Source organism: Xanthomonas sp. NCPPB 2632, from assembly GCF_041228075.2.
Lineage (GTDB): Bacteria > Pseudomonadota > Gammaproteobacteria > Xanthomonadales > Rhodanobacteraceae > Luteibacter.
Genome location: NZ_CM192979.1, coordinates 57,446 through 72,481, shown reverse-complemented (window position 1 = coordinate 72,481; position 15,036 = coordinate 57,446). Strand labels below are relative to the sequence as shown.

The following is a 15,036-nucleotide window of genomic DNA, read 5'->3' as shown; positions in this document are numbered from 1 at the left end:
AGGGGGGCGGTCAAACCCCGATCATCGCATCCCGCCGCGTGCCGCGGCGCTATTCCAGGCCGGCGTAGTGGGTGTGCATGGTGACCAGGTAGGCGGCGATGTCGCGGCCCGGCTGGTCGACGAACACCTCGCCCGATTCGCGGCAGCTGGCGATGCGGTCGGGACGGAAGTTGCGGAACGCATCGCGGTGGCGACACCAGGTGCCCAGGGTCCACGCGCCACCCCAGAACGACAGGCACAGCGGCAGCACCTCGCGGGTGCTGCCGCGGCCCTCCGCGTCGGTGTAGTCCAGGCACAGCACGCGGTGGGCCAGCACGGCCTCGTGCAGGCGGTCGAGCATGACCGCCACCTCGTTCTGGAACGTGTCGCGCCAGATAGGCGCGAAGATGCGCGACTGCGCGGCGCGCTCGCGCAGGTCGGGAGGCAGCACCGCCTCGATCTTGATCAGGGCGGCCTGCGCCTCGCGCGCCAGCCGCTCGCCGGCGAACGCACGGACGAACCGCGTGCCCGCCACCAGTGCTTCCAGTTCGCCTGCGGTGAACATCAGCGGCGGAATGTCCGCGCCCTTGCGCAAGACGTAACCGACGCCGGCCTCGCCCTCGATCGGCACACCGGAGGCCTGCAGGTCGGCCACGTCGCGGTACACCGTGCGTAGCGATACCTCGAGCGTGATCGCCAGCTGCCGCGCGGGCAGCGCGGTGCGCCGCCCGCGCAGGGCGTTGATGATGAGGAACAGGCGGTCGGCACGGCGCATGGGCGCATCATCGCTTTCTCGTCAGGCGACCGCCAGCGCCTGGGCCTTGGCCAGCGCCGCGTCCTGGGCATGAGCCCGCACCACCGCCGGCCGTGCCATCACCCGATCCACGTAGGCGGTGAACACGTCACGCCGGGGTACCAGACCGAAACCCATCGTCCATGACAGCGAGCTGGCCCAGAGCAGGTCGGCCGCGGTGAAGCGTTCGCCGAACATCCATGGACCCGTCGCCAGCTGCGCCTCCAGAAGATCCATCACGCTATCGAAATCGCCATAGGCCGACTGCATGGCCGGCATCGGCTCGTGTTTTGCCCAGCGGTCCATCACGGCCGGCTCGAAGCACGAGCCGTAGAAGGCCAGCCAGCGCAGGTAGGGGCCACGCAGTGCATCGTCCAGCGACGGCGCCAGCTTCGCCTCGGGGAAAAGATCGGCCAGGTAGATGAAGATCGCCGGCCGCTCGGTAACCAGCTCGCCGCGGTGCTCGATCGCCGGCACCTTGCCCATCGGATTGACCTTCAGGTACGCCGGCCGGCGCTGTTCGCCCGCGGCCAGGCTCATCACATGCAGGTCGTATTGCGCGCCCAGTTCCTCCAGGAGCATGAGGACGCTGCCGGATCGGCTTTGCGGGGCGTGGTGGAAAGCGATGCGGTTCGGATTCATGCGGTGGTGCTCCCTTGGTCGTGGATCGTGGTCGAGACAGGCAGGTGCGAAGCGGGGGCGGCGCGTCGGCGAGGCGGCGGGTCAGGCGCGAAACGGTAATACCCGTCCATCAGTCGCCCCCGGCTGCCCAGCGGCGCGTACCACCTGGCGAGTCGATCCATGAATCGGTGCATGATGCGTCCCCTTCCTGCTGCAGTGCGGGCGAGTCTGCGCCAGGGCTGCTGACAGCGTTCTGTCAGCAGCCCTCTGGCGCCTTTCACGCCACATCCGGACAATGCGGGTTTTCGCGCCCGAGCCCGTCCGATGACGAAACCGATTTCGCTGATCCAGTTCCTGATCGAAGAAAAGCGCGAGGGGCATATCAATGCCCAGCTGAGCCTGCTGATCGAAGTGGTCGCCCGCGCCTGCAAGCGCATCTCGGTGGCCACCGGCAAGGGTGCCCTGGGCGGCGTGCTGGGTAACGCCGGCTCGGACAACGTGCAGGGCGAAGCCCAGAAGAAGCTGGACGTGATCTCCAACGAAATCCTGCTCGAGGCCAATGCCTGGGGCGGCCACCTCGCCGCTTGCGCCTCGGAAGAAATGGAAGACCCGCAGCCCATTCCCGACGCGTATCCCAAGGGCAACCACCTGTTGTTGTTCGACCCGCTGGATGGCTCGTCCAACATCGACGTGAACGTGTCGGTCGGCACGATCTTCTCGGTGCTGCGCTGCCCCGATGGCGTCACCGAACCGAAGACCTCCGATTTCCTCCAGCCCGGCACGGAGCAGGTGGCGGCGGGCTACGTGGTCTACGGTCCGTGCACCCTGCTGGTGCTGACCTTCGGCCACGGCGTGCACGAGTTCACGCTGGACCGCGAGCACGGCAGCTTCGTCCTGACCCGCCGCGCAATCACCATCCCCGCCGAAACGGCGGAGTTCGCCATCAACATGTCCAACCAGCGCCACTGGGAGGCGCCGATGCAGCGCTACATCGGCGAGTTGCTGGCCGGTGCCGACGGCCCGCGCGGACGCGACTTCAACATGCGCTGGGTGGCCTCGATGGTGGCCGACGTGCACCGGATCATCACCCGGGGCGGCGTCTTCATCTATCCGCTGGACGCCAAGATCACCGGCAAGGGCGGCACCGGCAAGCTGCGCCTGATGTACGAGGCCAACCCCATGGCGTTCATCGTCGAACAGGCCGGCGGTGCGGCCACCACCGGCCGCGAACGGATCATGGCGTTGCAGCCCACCGCCCTGCACCAGCGCGTGCCGGTGTTCCTGGGCTCGAAGAACGAGATCGACGTAGCCACCCGTTATCACCTGGATGCGGACCACACGCGCGACTGATCGTCCCGGGCGCCGTCCGCGCCCGGGTTACGCCATCCCCTCGTCACCCGGGCGCCTCGCCCGCGCCCGATGATCCGCCTGCCCCTTTCCTGGTCCCCGACATGACGCTCCGCCGCGCTCGCACCCTGATCCCGCTCCTGCTCGCCACCCTGCTCAGCGGTTGTTTCGGCGGCAGCAAGCCCGACCAGCGGCCCGATACCGCCGTACCCGTGCTGGCCGCCAAACCACGTATCGGCCTGGCGCTCGGCGGCGGCGCGGCCAAGGGCTTTGCGCATATCGGCGTCATCAAGATGCTGGAAGCCAGCGGCATCCACGCGGACGTGGTGTCCGGCACCAGCGCCGGCAGCGTCGTCGGCGTGTTGTATGCCTCGGGCATGGATGCCTTCCAGCTGCAGGAACAGGCCTTCGCGCTGGACGAAAGCAACATCCGCGACGTCCGCTTGTTTTCCGGCGGGCTGGTGCAGGGCCAGAAGCTGCAGGACTACGTCAACGCGCTGGTGAAGAACACGCCCATCGAGAAACTGCACACGCCGTTCGCGGCCGTGGCCACGCAGCTGGAGAACGGCGACCGCGCCATCTTCATCCGTGGCAACGCCGGCCAGGCGGTACGCGCGTCCAGCAGCATCCCCGGCGTGTTCGAGCCGGTGGACATCGGTGGCCGGCACTTCGTCGACGGCGGCGTGGTCAGCCCCGTGCCGGTGGATGCGGCGCGCCAGCTGGGCGCCGATATCGTCATCGCCGTGGATATCTCCGCACGGCCCGATGGCAGCAACCCCGGCAGCATGATGGGCGTGGTGGGGCAATCCATCACCATCATGGGACGCCGCCTGGCCGAACAGGAACTGGGCCGCGCCGACATCGTCATCCGCCCGAAGGTCGGCCAGATCGGCCCGACCGACTTCGACCAGAAGAACGTCGCCATCCTCGAGGGCGAACGCGCGGCGCTGGCCGCCATTCCCGCGATCCGGGCGAAGATCGCGCAGAAGACCGCCGCCATGGGCAAGCCGCCGGTGCCCGCACACTGACCCGCGCTTTTCGGACGAGTCCTATGGGCAGCCCGTGGTCACCGCGCTAGCGTGAGCGGGCGGGCCGGCCTGCGGCCCGCTTTGCCCGATGCCATGGAGGCTGCATGTATTCCACGCCGTTCCGCACGTTGCATGTCGCGAGCGCCCTGTGTGCGTTCGCTCTCGTACCTGCCGCATTCGCCCAGGACTACGATCCTTCCTCGACCTACACCGAAAACTGCGTCGTCACGTTCAAGGGCGATGTCTTCCGCGCGAAGTGGTGGGTCGAACCCGGCCATTCGCCCGCCCGCGTCGACCAGGTCGCCCACCCGTGGGATACACCCTGGGAACGCGCTGCCAGGGATACGCCCACGGGCTGTCCGGGGCCGGACCAGCCCGGTGATCCTGGCGATCCGGGCAACCCGGGCGATCCACCGCCCCCGCCGCCGCCCGGCAAGCCACGCGAGGTCCTGCTCAGCCAGTTGCTGGCCGACGAATCCCGCCTGACGACAGACCCGCTGATGGGCGCGGTTCGCGCTTCCATCCGCACGCTGGACAACGCTTCCGTGGAAGCCGTGCAGCCCGGCCGCGCCGCCAATCCGGCCAACGTGCGGCGCGTGGAATCGATCGTAGACGCGGCGCGCTTCGCCTACCTGTTCCCGTTGCGTGCGCCGGAGTATTCCTATCGCGGGCTGCTCCAGGCCGTGGCCAAGTTCCCTGCCGTGTGCGCCGACTACGATGACGGCCGCGATGCGGAAGCGATCTGCCGCAAGACGCTGGCCACGATGTTCGCGCACTTCGCCCAGGAAACCGGCGCGCACGAATCGTGGCGGCCGGAGGAGGAATACCGCCAGGCGCTGGCCTACGTGCGCGAGATGGGCTGGAACGAAGGCGCGCGCGGCGGCTACAACGGCGAATGCGCCAGCCAGGGGTGGATCGCCGACACCTGGCCCTGCGGCACCTACGCCGATGGCGCCTTCAAGAGCTACTTCGGCCGCGGAGCCAAGCAGCTGTCGTACAACTACAACTACGGCCCGTTTTCCGAAGCCATGTACGGTGACGTACGAACGCTGCTGGATGCGCCCGAGCGCGTGGCCGATACCTGGCTGAACCTCGCCAGCGCCACGTTCTTCTTCACCTACCCGCAGCCGCCCAAGCCATCCATGCTGCATGTGATCGACGGTACGTGGCAGCCCAACGCGGCCGACCGCGCGGCGGGACTGGTGCCGGGCTTCGGCGTCACCACGCAGATCATCAACGGCGGCGTGGAGTGCGGCGGCCAGGACGAGCACCTGCAGTCACGCAACCGCATCACCTATTACCGCGCCTTTGCCGCCACGCTCGGTGTGCCGGTGGGAGCCGATGAGGTGCTCGGTTGCAAGGGCATGAAGCAGTTCGCCGAAGGTGGCGCCGGTGCGTTGCCGGTGTATTGGGAAAACAACTGGAGCGAGCAGCCGGGCTGCAAGCTCGTCGGCTACCAGACGGCGTTTTCCGCGCTGAAGCCGGGTGAGTATGTCGCCTGTGTGCGTAAGGCGTTCCCGGATGTGGAGATCGTGGACGATACAGGGCGCTGATCGTCACGGAAGGTGCGCACCGTGCACTCTCGATGGTGTGCGGTGCGCTTTGACTTTGGGCTGAGGTCTTGAAGCAAGAGCCTCGCGCTTTGGAGCAAGAGCCGGCGGGTAGCCCCCTCGGGGCCGGTAGCCGCAGGCGAGGGCTTCGAAGGCCGCGCAGCGGGTCCGGCCAGGACGGCCGGCCATTTTCGCGAGACAGGATGTCGAGTCGAAAACCCCCGTTCGAAGCCCGACCCGGATGTGGCGCGGGTAGGAGCGCACGATGTGCGCGAATCAGGTACACGGCCGCGCCAGCGGCCCTTCCTTAGCGGGTCGCCGCAGGCGTGGCACCGAGGGGGCTACCCGCCGGCTCTTGCTCAACGCGTGCGGGGTACGGCTTTACCGCTTTGTTGGCTTTTCGCGCACATCGTGCGCTTGTGTCTTTTCGATGGGGTAGATTCGAAGTCGAGAGCGGAGTGTGGCAGGCCGATTGTGCGCGGTGCCTTGAGCACGTGTAGGAGCCCGGGCCGCCACACTCCCTTCTTTCCACCAAGCCCGAACAGTTGCCCGAGTTAACGGCTCGAACATCACAAGCGTGGGCCCGTGGAAAGTGCTCTCTATCCCGCCCTAGCTGGAACGAGACGATGACTTTTTACCTCGGTATCGACGTCAGCAGCAAGACGCTTGACGTGGCTTTCTTCCGTGCCGGTGAACAAACCGGCGCCTGTGAGCAGTTCGACAACAGCCCAGCCGGTGCGAAGAAACTGCTTCGCGTCATGGCCAGGCTGGACGTGCAACACGTGGTCCTGGAGGCCACCGGTGGCTACGAGAACCTGATTCTGGATGCCATCGCCCAGATCTATACGGTGACCCGGATTGCCTCGCATCGTGGCACCGCTTTCGTGCGTAGCCTGGGCAAGTTTGCCAAGACCGACAAGGCCGACGCCAGGGCCTTGGCCCACATGGCCCAGACCATCACGCCGCAGCCCTATAAGCCGCCAACGCCGGCGCAACGCCATCTGCGCGGCCTGGTGAAGGGCCGGGATCAGTTGATCCGGCAGCGCGACGACAACCGCCGCCGGATCAAACGGTGCGAGTCGATGGTCGTCCAAGGGGCGCTAGAGCGGGTAGGCGCCCTGCTGACCGCGGAGATCAAGGCACTCGAAGGGCTCATGGCGGAAGCCGCCAAAGCCGCCGATGCGCCGCTTGCTGAGCAACTGCTCCAGGTGCCTGGCCTGGGCAAGATCGCCGTCGCCACGCTGCTGGCCTTCCTACCGGAGCTGGGCCAACGCGGCAATCGGCAGATCAGCGCGCTGGTCGGCGTCGCGCCGTACACCAAGCAGAGCGGGCGGCGGGACGGCCCCCGCCAGATCATGGCCGGCCGGCCCTTCGTGCGGCGCATCCTTTACATGGCCGCACTCGCCGCCATCCGCAGCACCCAGTCACCTCTGAGAGCCCACTATCAGGCCCTTAAAGCGCGAGGCAAGCCTCCGAAGGTGGCCATCGTGGCCTGCATGCGCAAACTGCTCATCACCCTCAACGCCATGGCCCGCGATCAGACTCAATGGCACGGCACGGTAGAGGCCTGAAAAAGACAGTTGCTCCTACGAGCGGCTTCGCGGAAACGCCATCCCGCGTCATCTTTACCGGCAGGATGCTGCCGTCCGCCGCGAAATGCAGTTCGTCGATGCTGGTTTCGCGGTGGTTGCCGTTGGTGTCGCCCAGTGGGTGGCGGTGGTAGACGATGTACCAGCTATCGTCCTTCGCCACATGGAACAGCGAATGGTGGCCCGCGCCGGTGGCGATCTTCGGGTCCTGCTGGAGGATCTTGCCGACGCGGCGGAACGGTCCGGTGACCGAGTCGCCCACGGCGTAGGCCACCGAGTAGTCGGGACCGGTCCAGCCACCCTCCGACCACATGAAGTAGTACTTGCCGTTGCGCTTGAACATCAACGGACCTTCCACGTACTCCGGCGCCGGCGTGATCTCCTTGAACACGGTGCCGTCGGCCATGGGCTCGACGCCGGTGAAGTCGGGTTTCAGCTTGACGATGTTGGCGTGTTTCCAGCCGCCGTAGATCATGTAGTACGTGCCGTCGTCGTCGCGGAACACGAACTGGTCGATCGGCTGCGCTCCGTTGTGGAAGGCGCCGATCAACGGCTTGCCGATCAGGTCCTTGAACGGGCCGTCGGGCTTGTCGGCCACGGCCACGCCGATGCCGCCGACCTCGTTGTCGTTCTGGATATCGTTGGCGGCGAAGAAGAAATAATACTTGCCGTCCTTCTTCACCAGCGCCGGTGCCCACAGCGCCTTCTTCGCCCAGGGGATGGCACGCATCGACAACACGTCGGCGTGCTTCGTCCAGTGGACCAAGTCGGGCGAGGAGAACGCGTCGAAGTGGTTCTGCTGCGCGTAAGGCAATGAGGTGGTGGGATAGATCCAGTAGGTGTCGTCGAAGATGGCCGCCTCCGGATCGGCGTACCAGCCGGGGAAGACCGGGTTGCCCGCATGCCCCGGCGGCGGCGCGGCCAGCGCGCCGAAGGATACGCACGCGGCAAGCACCGCGCTCCCGATGAACCTGCCTGGCCGCATGCCGATCTCCCGTTCGCCCGAGTCGAACGTCCGACCATAACGGTTCGGACGCCCGGAATCCACGGTCGGTCAGAAGCGGTAGCTGGCGTTGCCCATGATGCTGCGACGCGGGCCGTAGAAGCAGTCGCCGCGGGCCAGGCATGTGGCGCTGTACGCCTGGTCGGTGACGTTGGCGGCATTGACGGAGAAGCGCCACGGCCCCTGCGTATAGGCCACCATCGCATCGAACAGTGTCTTGCGCGGCACCACGAGCGTGCCGGTCTCGTCGTAATTGGTGCCGATGTAGCGTGCACCGATGCCGAAGCTGAAACCGTCACTGTCGGCGTCGTTCACGTGGTACACGCCCCACGCGGAGGCCTGGTTCTTCGGCAGGCCCGCGACGATCGTGCCGTCGTCCGGCCGCGCTTTCGTCCAGGTGTAGGTGCCGATGAGGTCCACATGGCTGCCCAGGCGCGAACTGCCTTCCAGTTCCACGCCGCGGGTCTTCGCGCGGCCTGCCTGGATCTGGTTCAGCGGATTCTGCGGATCGGGCGCGAGGCGGTTTTCCTCGCGCAGGTCGAAGTACGTCGCGGTGAGCAGCGTCGAGCCGCCGACCGGCTGGTATTTCAGGCCGGCTTCGTACTGTTTGCCGCGCAACGGCTCGTAGGGGCGGTTGTAGAAATCCAGGCTGTCCAGCGGCTGGAAAGACTCGGTATAGCTGACGTAGGGCACCAGTCCGTTGTCGAAGCGGTACATCACGCCGAAGCGCGAGGTGGTCGCATTGTCGACGGAGCGGCTGTCGCCGGTGGTCAACGTGGCGCGATCATGGCGCACGCCCACCGTGCCGATCCAGTGCTCACCCCAGTTGATCTGGTCCTGCACGTAGAGACCGGTCTGCCGCGTATGGCTGGACGGTGCCGGCAGGATGTCGGGCGGCACGAAGCCGTTACCGTAGACCGGCGCGTACAGGTCGAACGGGACGAGGTCCACGCCGTTGCCCTGGCGCCTGTCGCTGTGCGAGTAGCCCAGGTCCGCACCGAACAGCACGCGGTGATGCATGGCGCCCGTGTCGAAATCGCCCTCGAGGCGTGTATCCGTGACGAAGCGCTTGTGTCGGCTGAGGGCGATATAGCTATAGCGCGACACGGTGCGCTGGTCGTCGTCGAGGAACGGATACGCGGGGTTGGTGTAGACGTTCGGATAGAGCGAGCGGTAGTCCACGTTGTCGTGCGAGTAGCGCGCATTCTGGGTGAACTTCCACGTGTCGTTGAAGCGGTGCTCGAAGAACGACGACAGCGCGCGCTGGCTGGTGTCGTAGCGATCGAAGCCGGGCTCGCTGACGAAGCGGTTCGTCGGAATGCGCCCGTTCGGATTGAACAGCAACGTGCCCGCGTGCGGCAGGAAGTTCAGCGAGGAGCCGTTGTGGTCGAACTGCAGGTTGGCAAGTACGGTCCAGCGGGTGTTGTTGTCGGGCTGCCAGGTCACCGAGGGCGAGATCGCCTTGCGGTCGTCGGACACGTGGTCGATCTGCGAGTCGGCGTCGCGCACCACGCCGATCAGGCGATACGCCCAATGGCCGGCCGCATCCAGCGGGCCGGTGAAGTCGAACGCGGCCTGCTTGCGCGCGTTGTTTCCGACCTGCACCTGCACCTCGTGTGCCGCCGTGAACTGCGGGCGCTTCGACGTGAGACCGATCAGCCCGCCGGTGGTGCCCTGGCCGTAAAGAACGGACGAGGGGCCGCGCACCACCTCGATATGGTCGAGGAAATAAGGCTCGGTGCGTGCGTACGAACCACCGAACGACTGGCGCAGGCCGTCCAGATAGGAGGTGAACGACGCGCCGCGGACGAAGGCGTCGTCACCACGGCTGTCCACGCCGTAGGCATCGGAGCGCACGCCGGCCGAGTAGCGCAGCGCGTCCTGCACCGTCAGCACGCCCTGGTCGAGCATCTGCGTGCCGGAGATGACCGACACCGCCTGCGGCGTTTCGATGATCGGCGTATCGGTCTTGGTCGCGCCCTCGGCGTCCTGCCGTGCGTAGCCCTGGTCTAGCTTGACGCCCCGCACGTCGACGGCATCCAGCTGGACGGCCTTGTCGGTGCGGTTCGTGTCTTGGGCAAAGGAAGCGTGCGAGGCCAATACCCCTGCGATGAGCAGGGGCAGCGCCTTCTTGGGAAGGATCATGAGCATGGGTCCGTAGCGGGGGAATGTCGCGGTTAACGCGAACGAATCTCATTACCATGATGCCGCACATGTGGTAGACACCGCAATACCTTGCGCTGAGATTGCGAATGAATCGCATTTGCGTACACTGGTCGACCCGTTTCCGCACACACCACGGCGAAAGACATCCCGGAATGAGCAGGCGCAAGACGACAGGCATCTCCCCCATGCGGGCGCTGGACGTGACGGGCCGAGCCACCGCCGCGGTGTTCGGCGGCTATGCGCTGGCGGCCCTGGTGGCGGCGGCGTGCGCACGCTGGCTGCCCGTGGCGCGTGTCGAGGCGGTGGTCGCCGGCATGCTCGTTTCGTTCGCGGTCTACGCCTTGGTGGCCATTTTCGCGTTCGCCTCGCGCAGCGCGGCACGTGCCTGGATCGGGATGGCGGCGATCGGCGTACCGCTCGCAGTGGCGCTGGCGGCGTCCCTGCACGGAGCGGCGGCATGAACGGGGTCAACGGTGGCCTGCGCCAGTCGATGGCCTGGCTGCATACCTGGGCGGGCCTGCTCGTCGGCTGGCTATTGCTGGCGATCTTCGCGACCGGCACCAGCGCGTATTTCCAGGACGAGCTCACCCGATGGATGCAGCCGGAAATCACCGGCGTGCGCCAGCCGACGCGCGCCGCGGAAGGCGCGGTGACGTGGCTTACCGCCCACCAGCCCGGCGCGGACAGCTGGTCCATCGCCCTGCCCGGCCAGCGCGCCATCGCCTCCACGGTCTACTGGCGGCAGGCGGGTGAAGACCGCAGCGCGGCGCGCGACAACACGCTGACGCTGGACGGCAACGGGCAGCCCGTGGTGTCGCGCCCCACCCTGGGCGGCGCGTTCCTCTATCGCATGCACTTCGACCTGCACTACATGCCGGTGATCTGGGCTCGCTGGGTGGTCGGCTTCTGCGCCATGTTCATGCTGGTGGCCATCGTCAGCGGGGTGATCACGCACAAGAAGATCTTCGCCGACTTCTTCACCCTGCGCTTCGGCAAGGGCCAACGCTCCTGGCTGGACGCGCACAACCTCAGCGCCGTGCTGGCACTGCCGTTCCACCTGATGATCACCTTTACCGGCCTGGTCACGCTGCAATCGCTGTACATGCCCTGGGGCGTGGCGGCGGCGTATCCGAGCAAGGCCGCCTACTTCGCCGACGCGTTCGGCAGCGAATCGCCGCCGGTGCGTTCCGGCGAACCCGCGCCGATGGCCCCCCTCGGCGGGATGATCGCCGAGGCGCGGAAGGTGTGGGGCGGCGCGCAGCCGGGCTTCATCGACATCGCCCTGCCCGGCGACCGGCATGGCGTGGTGCGCCTGTTCCGCAGTGGCGGCGACGCCATGGATGCCCGCGAGAAGACCCTGCTGTTCGATGCCACGACGGGACACATGCATCCGCTGCCGGCCGCCAAGGGTGGCGCTAGCGCCACCGAAAGCACGATGGTGGGCCTGCACGCGGGGCGTTATGCGCCGTACGCGCTGCGCTGGCTGTATTTCCTGTGCAGCCTGGCCGGGACGCTGATGGTGGCGACGGGCCTGGTCCTGTGGACGGCCAAACGGCGGCTCCAGCTCCCCGATCCCGACCGGCCCCATCTCGGCTTCGTGCTGGTCGAGCGGCTCAATATCGCCACCGTCGCCGGCCTGCCGCTGGCCTTCGCCTGCCACTTCCTGGCCAACCGGCTGTTGCCGGTGCGCATGGACGACCGGGCGACATGGGAAGTGCATGCCTTCTTCATCGGCTGGGGCGCCGCGCTGCTGATCGCCTGCGTGCAGCGCCCGCGTCGCGCCTGGCTGGCAGTGCTCGTGCTCGGCGCCGCGGCCTTCGCGGCCCTGCCTGTCGTGGACGAGCTGACCACCGAGCGCGGCTTGCTGCCTAGCCTGGCGCGCGGCGACGGTGTGTTCGTCGGCTTCGACCTGACCATGCTGGCCCTGGCCGCCGCCTTGGGCACCGCCGCGTGGAAGCTGTACAGGCGGCCGGCGGGCGCGAGGCGCAAGCACGCGGCGATCGCCGCCGGAGCGGATGCATGATCGCGTTATCGCTGGTGGCTTCGGTACTCGGTTTCGCCCTGCTGTGCCTGGGCATGTCGCGCCACCAGCGCGATCTGTTCGGCCGGTCGCTCCCGGCGGGACGGACGCGTGCGGCGAAGGCTGCCGGCTGGCTGCTGGTGACCGTGGCCTATGCCGGCAGTCTGCTCGCGGAAGGCGCCGCGCTCGGCGCGGTCTATGGCGTCGGCGTGCTGACCTTCGGCGCGGTGGTCGTGGCGCTGACGGTGACGGGCCTGTCGCGGTCCCGGTGAGCTACGCGACCAGAAGGTCTTCGTAGAACGCGCCGATCGGCAGCTCGGGATGCGCGATCTGGATCTCGAGGATCCACAGCCCGGGCACCGGCGCCGCGTCGAAGTTGCCCAGCGTGCCCGCCTTGTGCACGGCGTGCGGGTAATCGCCGACGCGGTGGCCCTTGGTCGCGTGGTTGAGGCGCCAGCCCATGGCCTGCGCTTCCGCGCTCAGGTACGCATACAGCGCGACGCCGGTCACGCCGTCGCGCCAGCGCGCCTCGCCCCGGCGGAATAGCTCGCGGGCGGCCTCGGCGCAGGCGTGCTTGAGTGGATCGTCGCCCAGCACGAAGGTATCGCCGACATCGCCTTCGTGGCCGTCGAACACCGGCCCGAGATCCACGAAGTAGATATCGTCCTCGCCCAGCACCGTGTCCGGCGCCGAACGCTGGCGGAAGGTCTTCAGCGTGTTCTCGCCGAAACGCAAGATGCTCGGATGCCAGATGCGGTCCATGCCGGCCGCCTGCAGGCGCTCCTTCGCCAGCACTGCGGCCTCGGGCTCGGTCATGCCCGGACGGATGTGCGCGGCGATATCGCGCAATGCCGCCCACGAGCGCTCGCGGGCGCTGAGCAGGCGTTCGAGGGCGAAGCGATGGCCGACGTTTTCGGCCGTGGCGACAGGCATGGCGGGTTCGGCTCCGTGGCGGTTTTCAGGAATGCGACGACGGGTGGGTGAGTGCACGCAGCCGTGCGCTGGCACGCACGCGTACCGCCTCGGCGCCGTCGACCCGGGACAGGTATTGGAGCACGTCCTTGCGGGTCGACGGATGGGCCGCGACGGCGAGGCGCACCTGTTCGTTCACGTCATCGGCAAGCAGCCGCAGCAGGTTTTCCGGCGCAACCTTTCGCTGGGCGATGGCGAGGCGGACGGCCGCGTCCGGATCATCGGCGAGCCGCTCCAGCATCGGCAAGGCCACCTCGCGGTGGGCCGCGATGAACGGCCGCAGGTCCGGCGCGCGCTCGTAGACCTGCGCCCATACCGCGACGGGCACGGCCTCGGTCATGGCGCGCTGTTGGTCTTCGGCATCGTCGCTGCGGCGCAGCCGAATCCATTCATTCGCATCGTCGATCATGTCGTCCCCCTCTCGCGGATGGGGTCCGCGAGCATCAACCCAGTCGCAGCCGTGCCGCTGCCTGGGCGAGCATGGTACGCGCGATCTCCTTCGCAGGCACCTCCCGCGCGAGCGCGCCGGCCTGCCCGGCCCACAGGGGTTGGAAATCGCCCTGCCCAATGGCTTCGGTGGCCGCGCGCAGCGGCGCCAGGGGGCCGGCGGCCAGCGGGAACGGCAGGACATCGGCCGCGAGCGGCCCCAGTTCGCACATGACCCGGTTGACCACACCGCGTGCGGGGCGACCGGTCAGTACGTTGGTGACCACGGTACCGTCGTCGCGCAAGGCACGCAGGGCATCGCGATGCACGGGGGCGATCGTGGCTTCCGGCGTCCGCAGGAAGGCAGTGCCCACCTGCACCGCCGACGCGCCGAGGCACAGCGCCGCCGCCATGCCGCGACCGTCCGCGATCCCTCCGGCGGCAATCACCGGCACCCGCAAAGCATCGACCATCTGCGGTACCAGGGCCATCGTGCCGGGCTGGGCCGCCATGTCGTGGGTAAGGAAATTGCCGCGATGGCCGCCGGCCTCGTAACCCTGGGCGATCACGACGTCACAGCCACGCTCGGCGAGCCAGCGCCCCTCGGCCACCGTGGTGGCGGAGGCGAGCACGATGGCCCCGGCGGCTTTCACCCGCTGGAGCAACACCGGATCGGGCAGCCCGAAGTGGAAGCTGACCACCTCGGGCGTCAAAGCCTCCACCAGCTCGCAAAGAGCGGTGTCGAATGGCGCTCGGCCCCCCGTGGCGGACGCGGCGTCCGGGTCCACGCCGTACTCGGCGAAATACGGCGCCAACCGTTCCTGCCAGCGCCGTGTTTGTGCCTCGTCGGGCGCGACCGGCGTGTGCGCGAAGAAATTGAGGTTGAGCGGCGCCGTCACCGCGCCACGGAACGCGGCGACGTGCTCGTGGATGGTCGCGGCGGATAGCGATGCACAGGGAATCGCGCCCAGCCCGCCGGCCCGGGCGACGGCGATGGCCAGCGCCGCGCCACCTGCGCCGGCCATCGGCGCCAGCAGCAGCGGTTGCTCGATGGCGAGCAGGTCGAGCACACGGCGATCGGTCCAGCTGGGCACGGCGGTTCCTCGCGGCATCGGTCAGAGGCTGACGGCGTAGGTGATGAAGAAACAGGCCGCGGTCAGCAGGATCATCGCGGCGATGAAGGCGACATCGGCGATGCGTTCCAGGCGGTGCAGGCGCACCTCGGTTTCCGTCCGCAACGCGAAATACGCGCTGAGCGTGGCGACGAGAAAGAAGATCGCATCGACCGAGAGCAGGTCGTCGGCCCAGCTGTCGGTGCGGCTGACGGCATTGGACACGCGCAGCAGCCCGACGCCAGTCAGGCAGACACCGACCATGGCCGCCGAGATCGTGCAGATCATGCGGCAAGTACCTTCCGCAAGCGGTGTCTGGAAGGATCGGCGCGGCATGGGCCTGGGGTCCCGTGTAGGCAAGAGCGGATATGGTACGCCGATGGGGTTGGTTGGTGCCTTGGGTGTTTGGTGGTGCGTGGGGTTTTTGGTG

The 15,036-nt window shown here is 67.7% G+C and carries 15 protein-coding genes; 7 read left to right on the top strand and 8 right to left on the bottom strand.

What is annotated here, in order from left to right; genetic code table 11:
* Positions 1-49: 49 nt before the first annotated feature.
* Both AB8808_RS00285 and AB8808_RS00280 read right to left on the bottom strand, forming a co-directional pair.
* Positions 50-754, bottom strand: a complete 705-nt coding sequence (locus AB8808_RS00285; RefSeq protein WP_369925726.1) for a helix-turn-helix transcriptional regulator — start codon at positions 752-754, stop codon at positions 50-52.
* A 21-nt stretch (positions 755-775) separates the two neighbouring features.
* Positions 776-1,414: a glutathione S-transferase family protein gene (locus tag AB8808_RS00280; RefSeq protein ID WP_369925724.1), complete on the bottom strand. Its 639-nt coding sequence runs from the start codon at positions 1,412-1,414 to the stop codon at positions 776-778.
* A gap of 303 nt (positions 1,415-1,717) precedes the next feature.
* Between AB8808_RS00280 and AB8808_RS00275 the strand changes: the two genes are divergently transcribed.
* From AB8808_RS00275 to AB8808_RS00260, 4 genes are all read left to right on the top strand, one after another.
* On the top strand, positions 1,718-2,743 hold the full coding sequence (locus AB8808_RS00275; protein WP_369925722.1) for a class 1 fructose-bisphosphatase: 1,026 nt from the start codon (positions 1,718-1,720) through the stop codon (positions 2,741-2,743).
* A gap of 101 nt (positions 2,744-2,844) precedes the next feature.
* Positions 2,845-3,768: a patatin-like phospholipase family protein gene (locus tag AB8808_RS00270; RefSeq protein ID WP_369925720.1), complete on the top strand. Its 924-nt coding sequence runs from the start codon at positions 2,845-2,847 to the stop codon at positions 3,766-3,768.
* A gap of 104 nt (positions 3,769-3,872) precedes the next feature.
* Positions 3,873-5,321, top strand: a complete 1,449-nt coding sequence (locus AB8808_RS00265) for a glycoside hydrolase family 19 protein (protein ID WP_369925718.1) — start codon at positions 3,873-3,875, stop codon at positions 5,319-5,321.
* 623 nt (positions 5,322-5,944) lie between these two features.
* Positions 5,945-6,889, top strand: a complete 945-nt coding sequence (locus tag AB8808_RS00260; protein ID WP_369925716.1) for an IS110 family RNA-guided transposase — start codon at positions 5,945-5,947, stop codon at positions 6,887-6,889.
* Here AB8808_RS00260 and AB8808_RS00255 read toward each other — a convergent pair.
* Complete coding sequence (locus AB8808_RS00255) at positions 6,837-7,892, bottom strand: glycoside hydrolase family 43 protein (protein WP_369925714.1); 1,056 nt, start codon at positions 7,890-7,892, stop codon at positions 6,837-6,839. The two genes, AB8808_RS00260 and AB8808_RS00255, sit on opposite strands and share 53 nt — an antisense overlap.
* A gap of 69 nt (positions 7,893-7,961) precedes the next feature.
* Positions 7,962-10,055, bottom strand: a complete 2,094-nt coding sequence (locus AB8808_RS00250) for a TonB-dependent siderophore receptor (RefSeq protein ID WP_369925712.1) — start codon at positions 10,053-10,055, stop codon at positions 7,962-7,964.
* Positions 10,056-10,228: 173 nt separating this feature from the next.
* On the opposite strand from AB8808_RS00250, the gene AB8808_RS00245 reads away from it, so the two are divergent.
* From AB8808_RS00245 to AB8808_RS00235, 3 genes are read left to right on the top strand one after another with little or no spacing between them, the layout of a single operon-like run.
* Positions 10,229-10,537, top strand: coding sequence for a DUF3649 domain-containing protein (locus AB8808_RS00245; protein WP_369925710.1), 309 nt, complete (start codon positions 10,229-10,231; stop codon positions 10,535-10,537).
* Positions 10,534-12,099 carry a PepSY-associated TM helix domain-containing protein gene (locus AB8808_RS00240; protein WP_369925709.1) on the top strand — a complete coding sequence of 522 codons (1,566 nt, stop codon included), beginning with the start codon at positions 10,534-10,536 and terminating at the stop codon, positions 12,097-12,099. Before AB8808_RS00245 ends, AB8808_RS00240 begins: the two co-directional genes overlap by 4 nt.
* On the top strand, positions 12,096-12,368 hold the full coding sequence (locus tag AB8808_RS00235; RefSeq protein ID WP_369925707.1) for a DUF3325 domain-containing protein: 273 nt from the start codon (positions 12,096-12,098) through the stop codon (positions 12,366-12,368). The genes AB8808_RS00240 and AB8808_RS00235 overlap by 4 nt, the downstream gene beginning before the upstream one ends.
* A 1-nt stretch (position 12,369) precedes the next feature.
* Here the strand turns inward: AB8808_RS00235 and AB8808_RS00230 are convergent, their stop codons facing one another.
* From AB8808_RS00230 to AB8808_RS00215, 4 genes are read right to left on the bottom strand one after another with little or no spacing between them, the layout of a single operon-like run.
* The gene (locus AB8808_RS00230) at positions 12,370-13,029 is read right to left on the bottom strand and encodes a M24 family metallopeptidase (RefSeq protein WP_369925705.1); all 660 of its coding nucleotides are present in this window, start codon (positions 13,027-13,029) and stop codon (positions 12,370-12,372) included.
* A 25-nt stretch (positions 13,030-13,054) separates the two neighbouring features.
* Complete coding sequence (locus AB8808_RS00225) at positions 13,055-13,477, bottom strand: hypothetical protein (RefSeq protein WP_369925703.1); 423 nt, start codon at positions 13,475-13,477, stop codon at positions 13,055-13,057.
* Between the two features lie 34 nt (positions 13,478-13,511).
* Positions 13,512-14,588 (bottom strand): NAD(P)H-dependent flavin oxidoreductase, encoded by a 1,077-nt coding sequence (locus AB8808_RS00220; RefSeq protein WP_369925701.1) that lies wholly within the window; start codon positions 14,586-14,588, stop codon positions 13,512-13,514.
* Between the two features lie 21 nt (positions 14,589-14,609).
* Positions 14,610-14,894 carry a hypothetical protein gene (locus AB8808_RS00215; RefSeq protein ID WP_285404997.1) on the bottom strand — a complete coding sequence of 95 codons (285 nt, stop codon included), beginning with the start codon at positions 14,892-14,894 and terminating at the stop codon, positions 14,610-14,612.
* Positions 14,895-15,036: the final 142 nt, after the last annotated feature.

Excerpts from the sequence above, each read along its gene's own strand:
- AB8808_RS00285 (WP_369925726.1), bottom strand. The coding sequence starts at position 754 with ATGCGCCGTGCCGACCGCCTGTTCCTCATCATCAACGCCCTGCGCGGG.
- AB8808_RS00280 (WP_369925724.1), bottom strand. The coding sequence starts at position 1,414 with ATGAATCCGAACCGCATCGCTTTCCACCACGCCCCGCAAAGCCGATCC.
- AB8808_RS00275 (WP_369925722.1), top strand. The coding sequence starts at position 1,718 with ATGACGAAACCGATTTCGCTGATCCAGTTCCTGATCGAAGAAAAGCGC.
- AB8808_RS00270 (WP_369925720.1), top strand. The coding sequence starts at position 2,845 with ATGACGCTCCGCCGCGCTCGCACCCTGATCCCGCTCCTGCTCGCCACC.
- AB8808_RS00265 (WP_369925718.1), top strand. The coding sequence starts at position 3,873 with ATGTATTCCACGCCGTTCCGCACGTTGCATGTCGCGAGCGCCCTGTGT.
- AB8808_RS00260 (WP_369925716.1), top strand. The coding sequence starts at position 5,945 with ATGACTTTTTACCTCGGTATCGACGTCAGCAGCAAGACGCTTGACGTG.
- AB8808_RS00255 (WP_369925714.1), bottom strand. The coding sequence starts at position 7,892 with ATGCGGCCAGGCAGGTTCATCGGGAGCGCGGTGCTTGCCGCGTGCGTA.
- AB8808_RS00250 (WP_369925712.1), bottom strand. The coding sequence starts at position 10,055 with ATGATCCTTCCCAAGAAGGCGCTGCCCCTGCTCATCGCAGGGGTATTG.
- AB8808_RS00245 (WP_369925710.1), top strand. The coding sequence starts at position 10,229 with ATGAGCAGGCGCAAGACGACAGGCATCTCCCCCATGCGGGCGCTGGAC.
- AB8808_RS00240 (WP_369925709.1), top strand. The coding sequence starts at position 10,534 with ATGAACGGGGTCAACGGTGGCCTGCGCCAGTCGATGGCCTGGCTGCAT.
- AB8808_RS00235 (WP_369925707.1), top strand. The coding sequence starts at position 12,096 with ATGATCGCGTTATCGCTGGTGGCTTCGGTACTCGGTTTCGCCCTGCTG.
- AB8808_RS00230 (WP_369925705.1), bottom strand. The coding sequence starts at position 13,029 with ATGCCTGTCGCCACGGCCGAAAACGTCGGCCATCGCTTCGCCCTCGAA.
- AB8808_RS00225 (WP_369925703.1), bottom strand. The coding sequence starts at position 13,477 with ATGATCGACGATGCGAATGAATGGATTCGGCTGCGCCGCAGCGACGAT.
- AB8808_RS00215 (WP_285404997.1), bottom strand. The coding sequence starts at position 14,894 with ATGATCTGCACGATCTCGGCGGCCATGGTCGGTGTCTGCCTGACTGGC.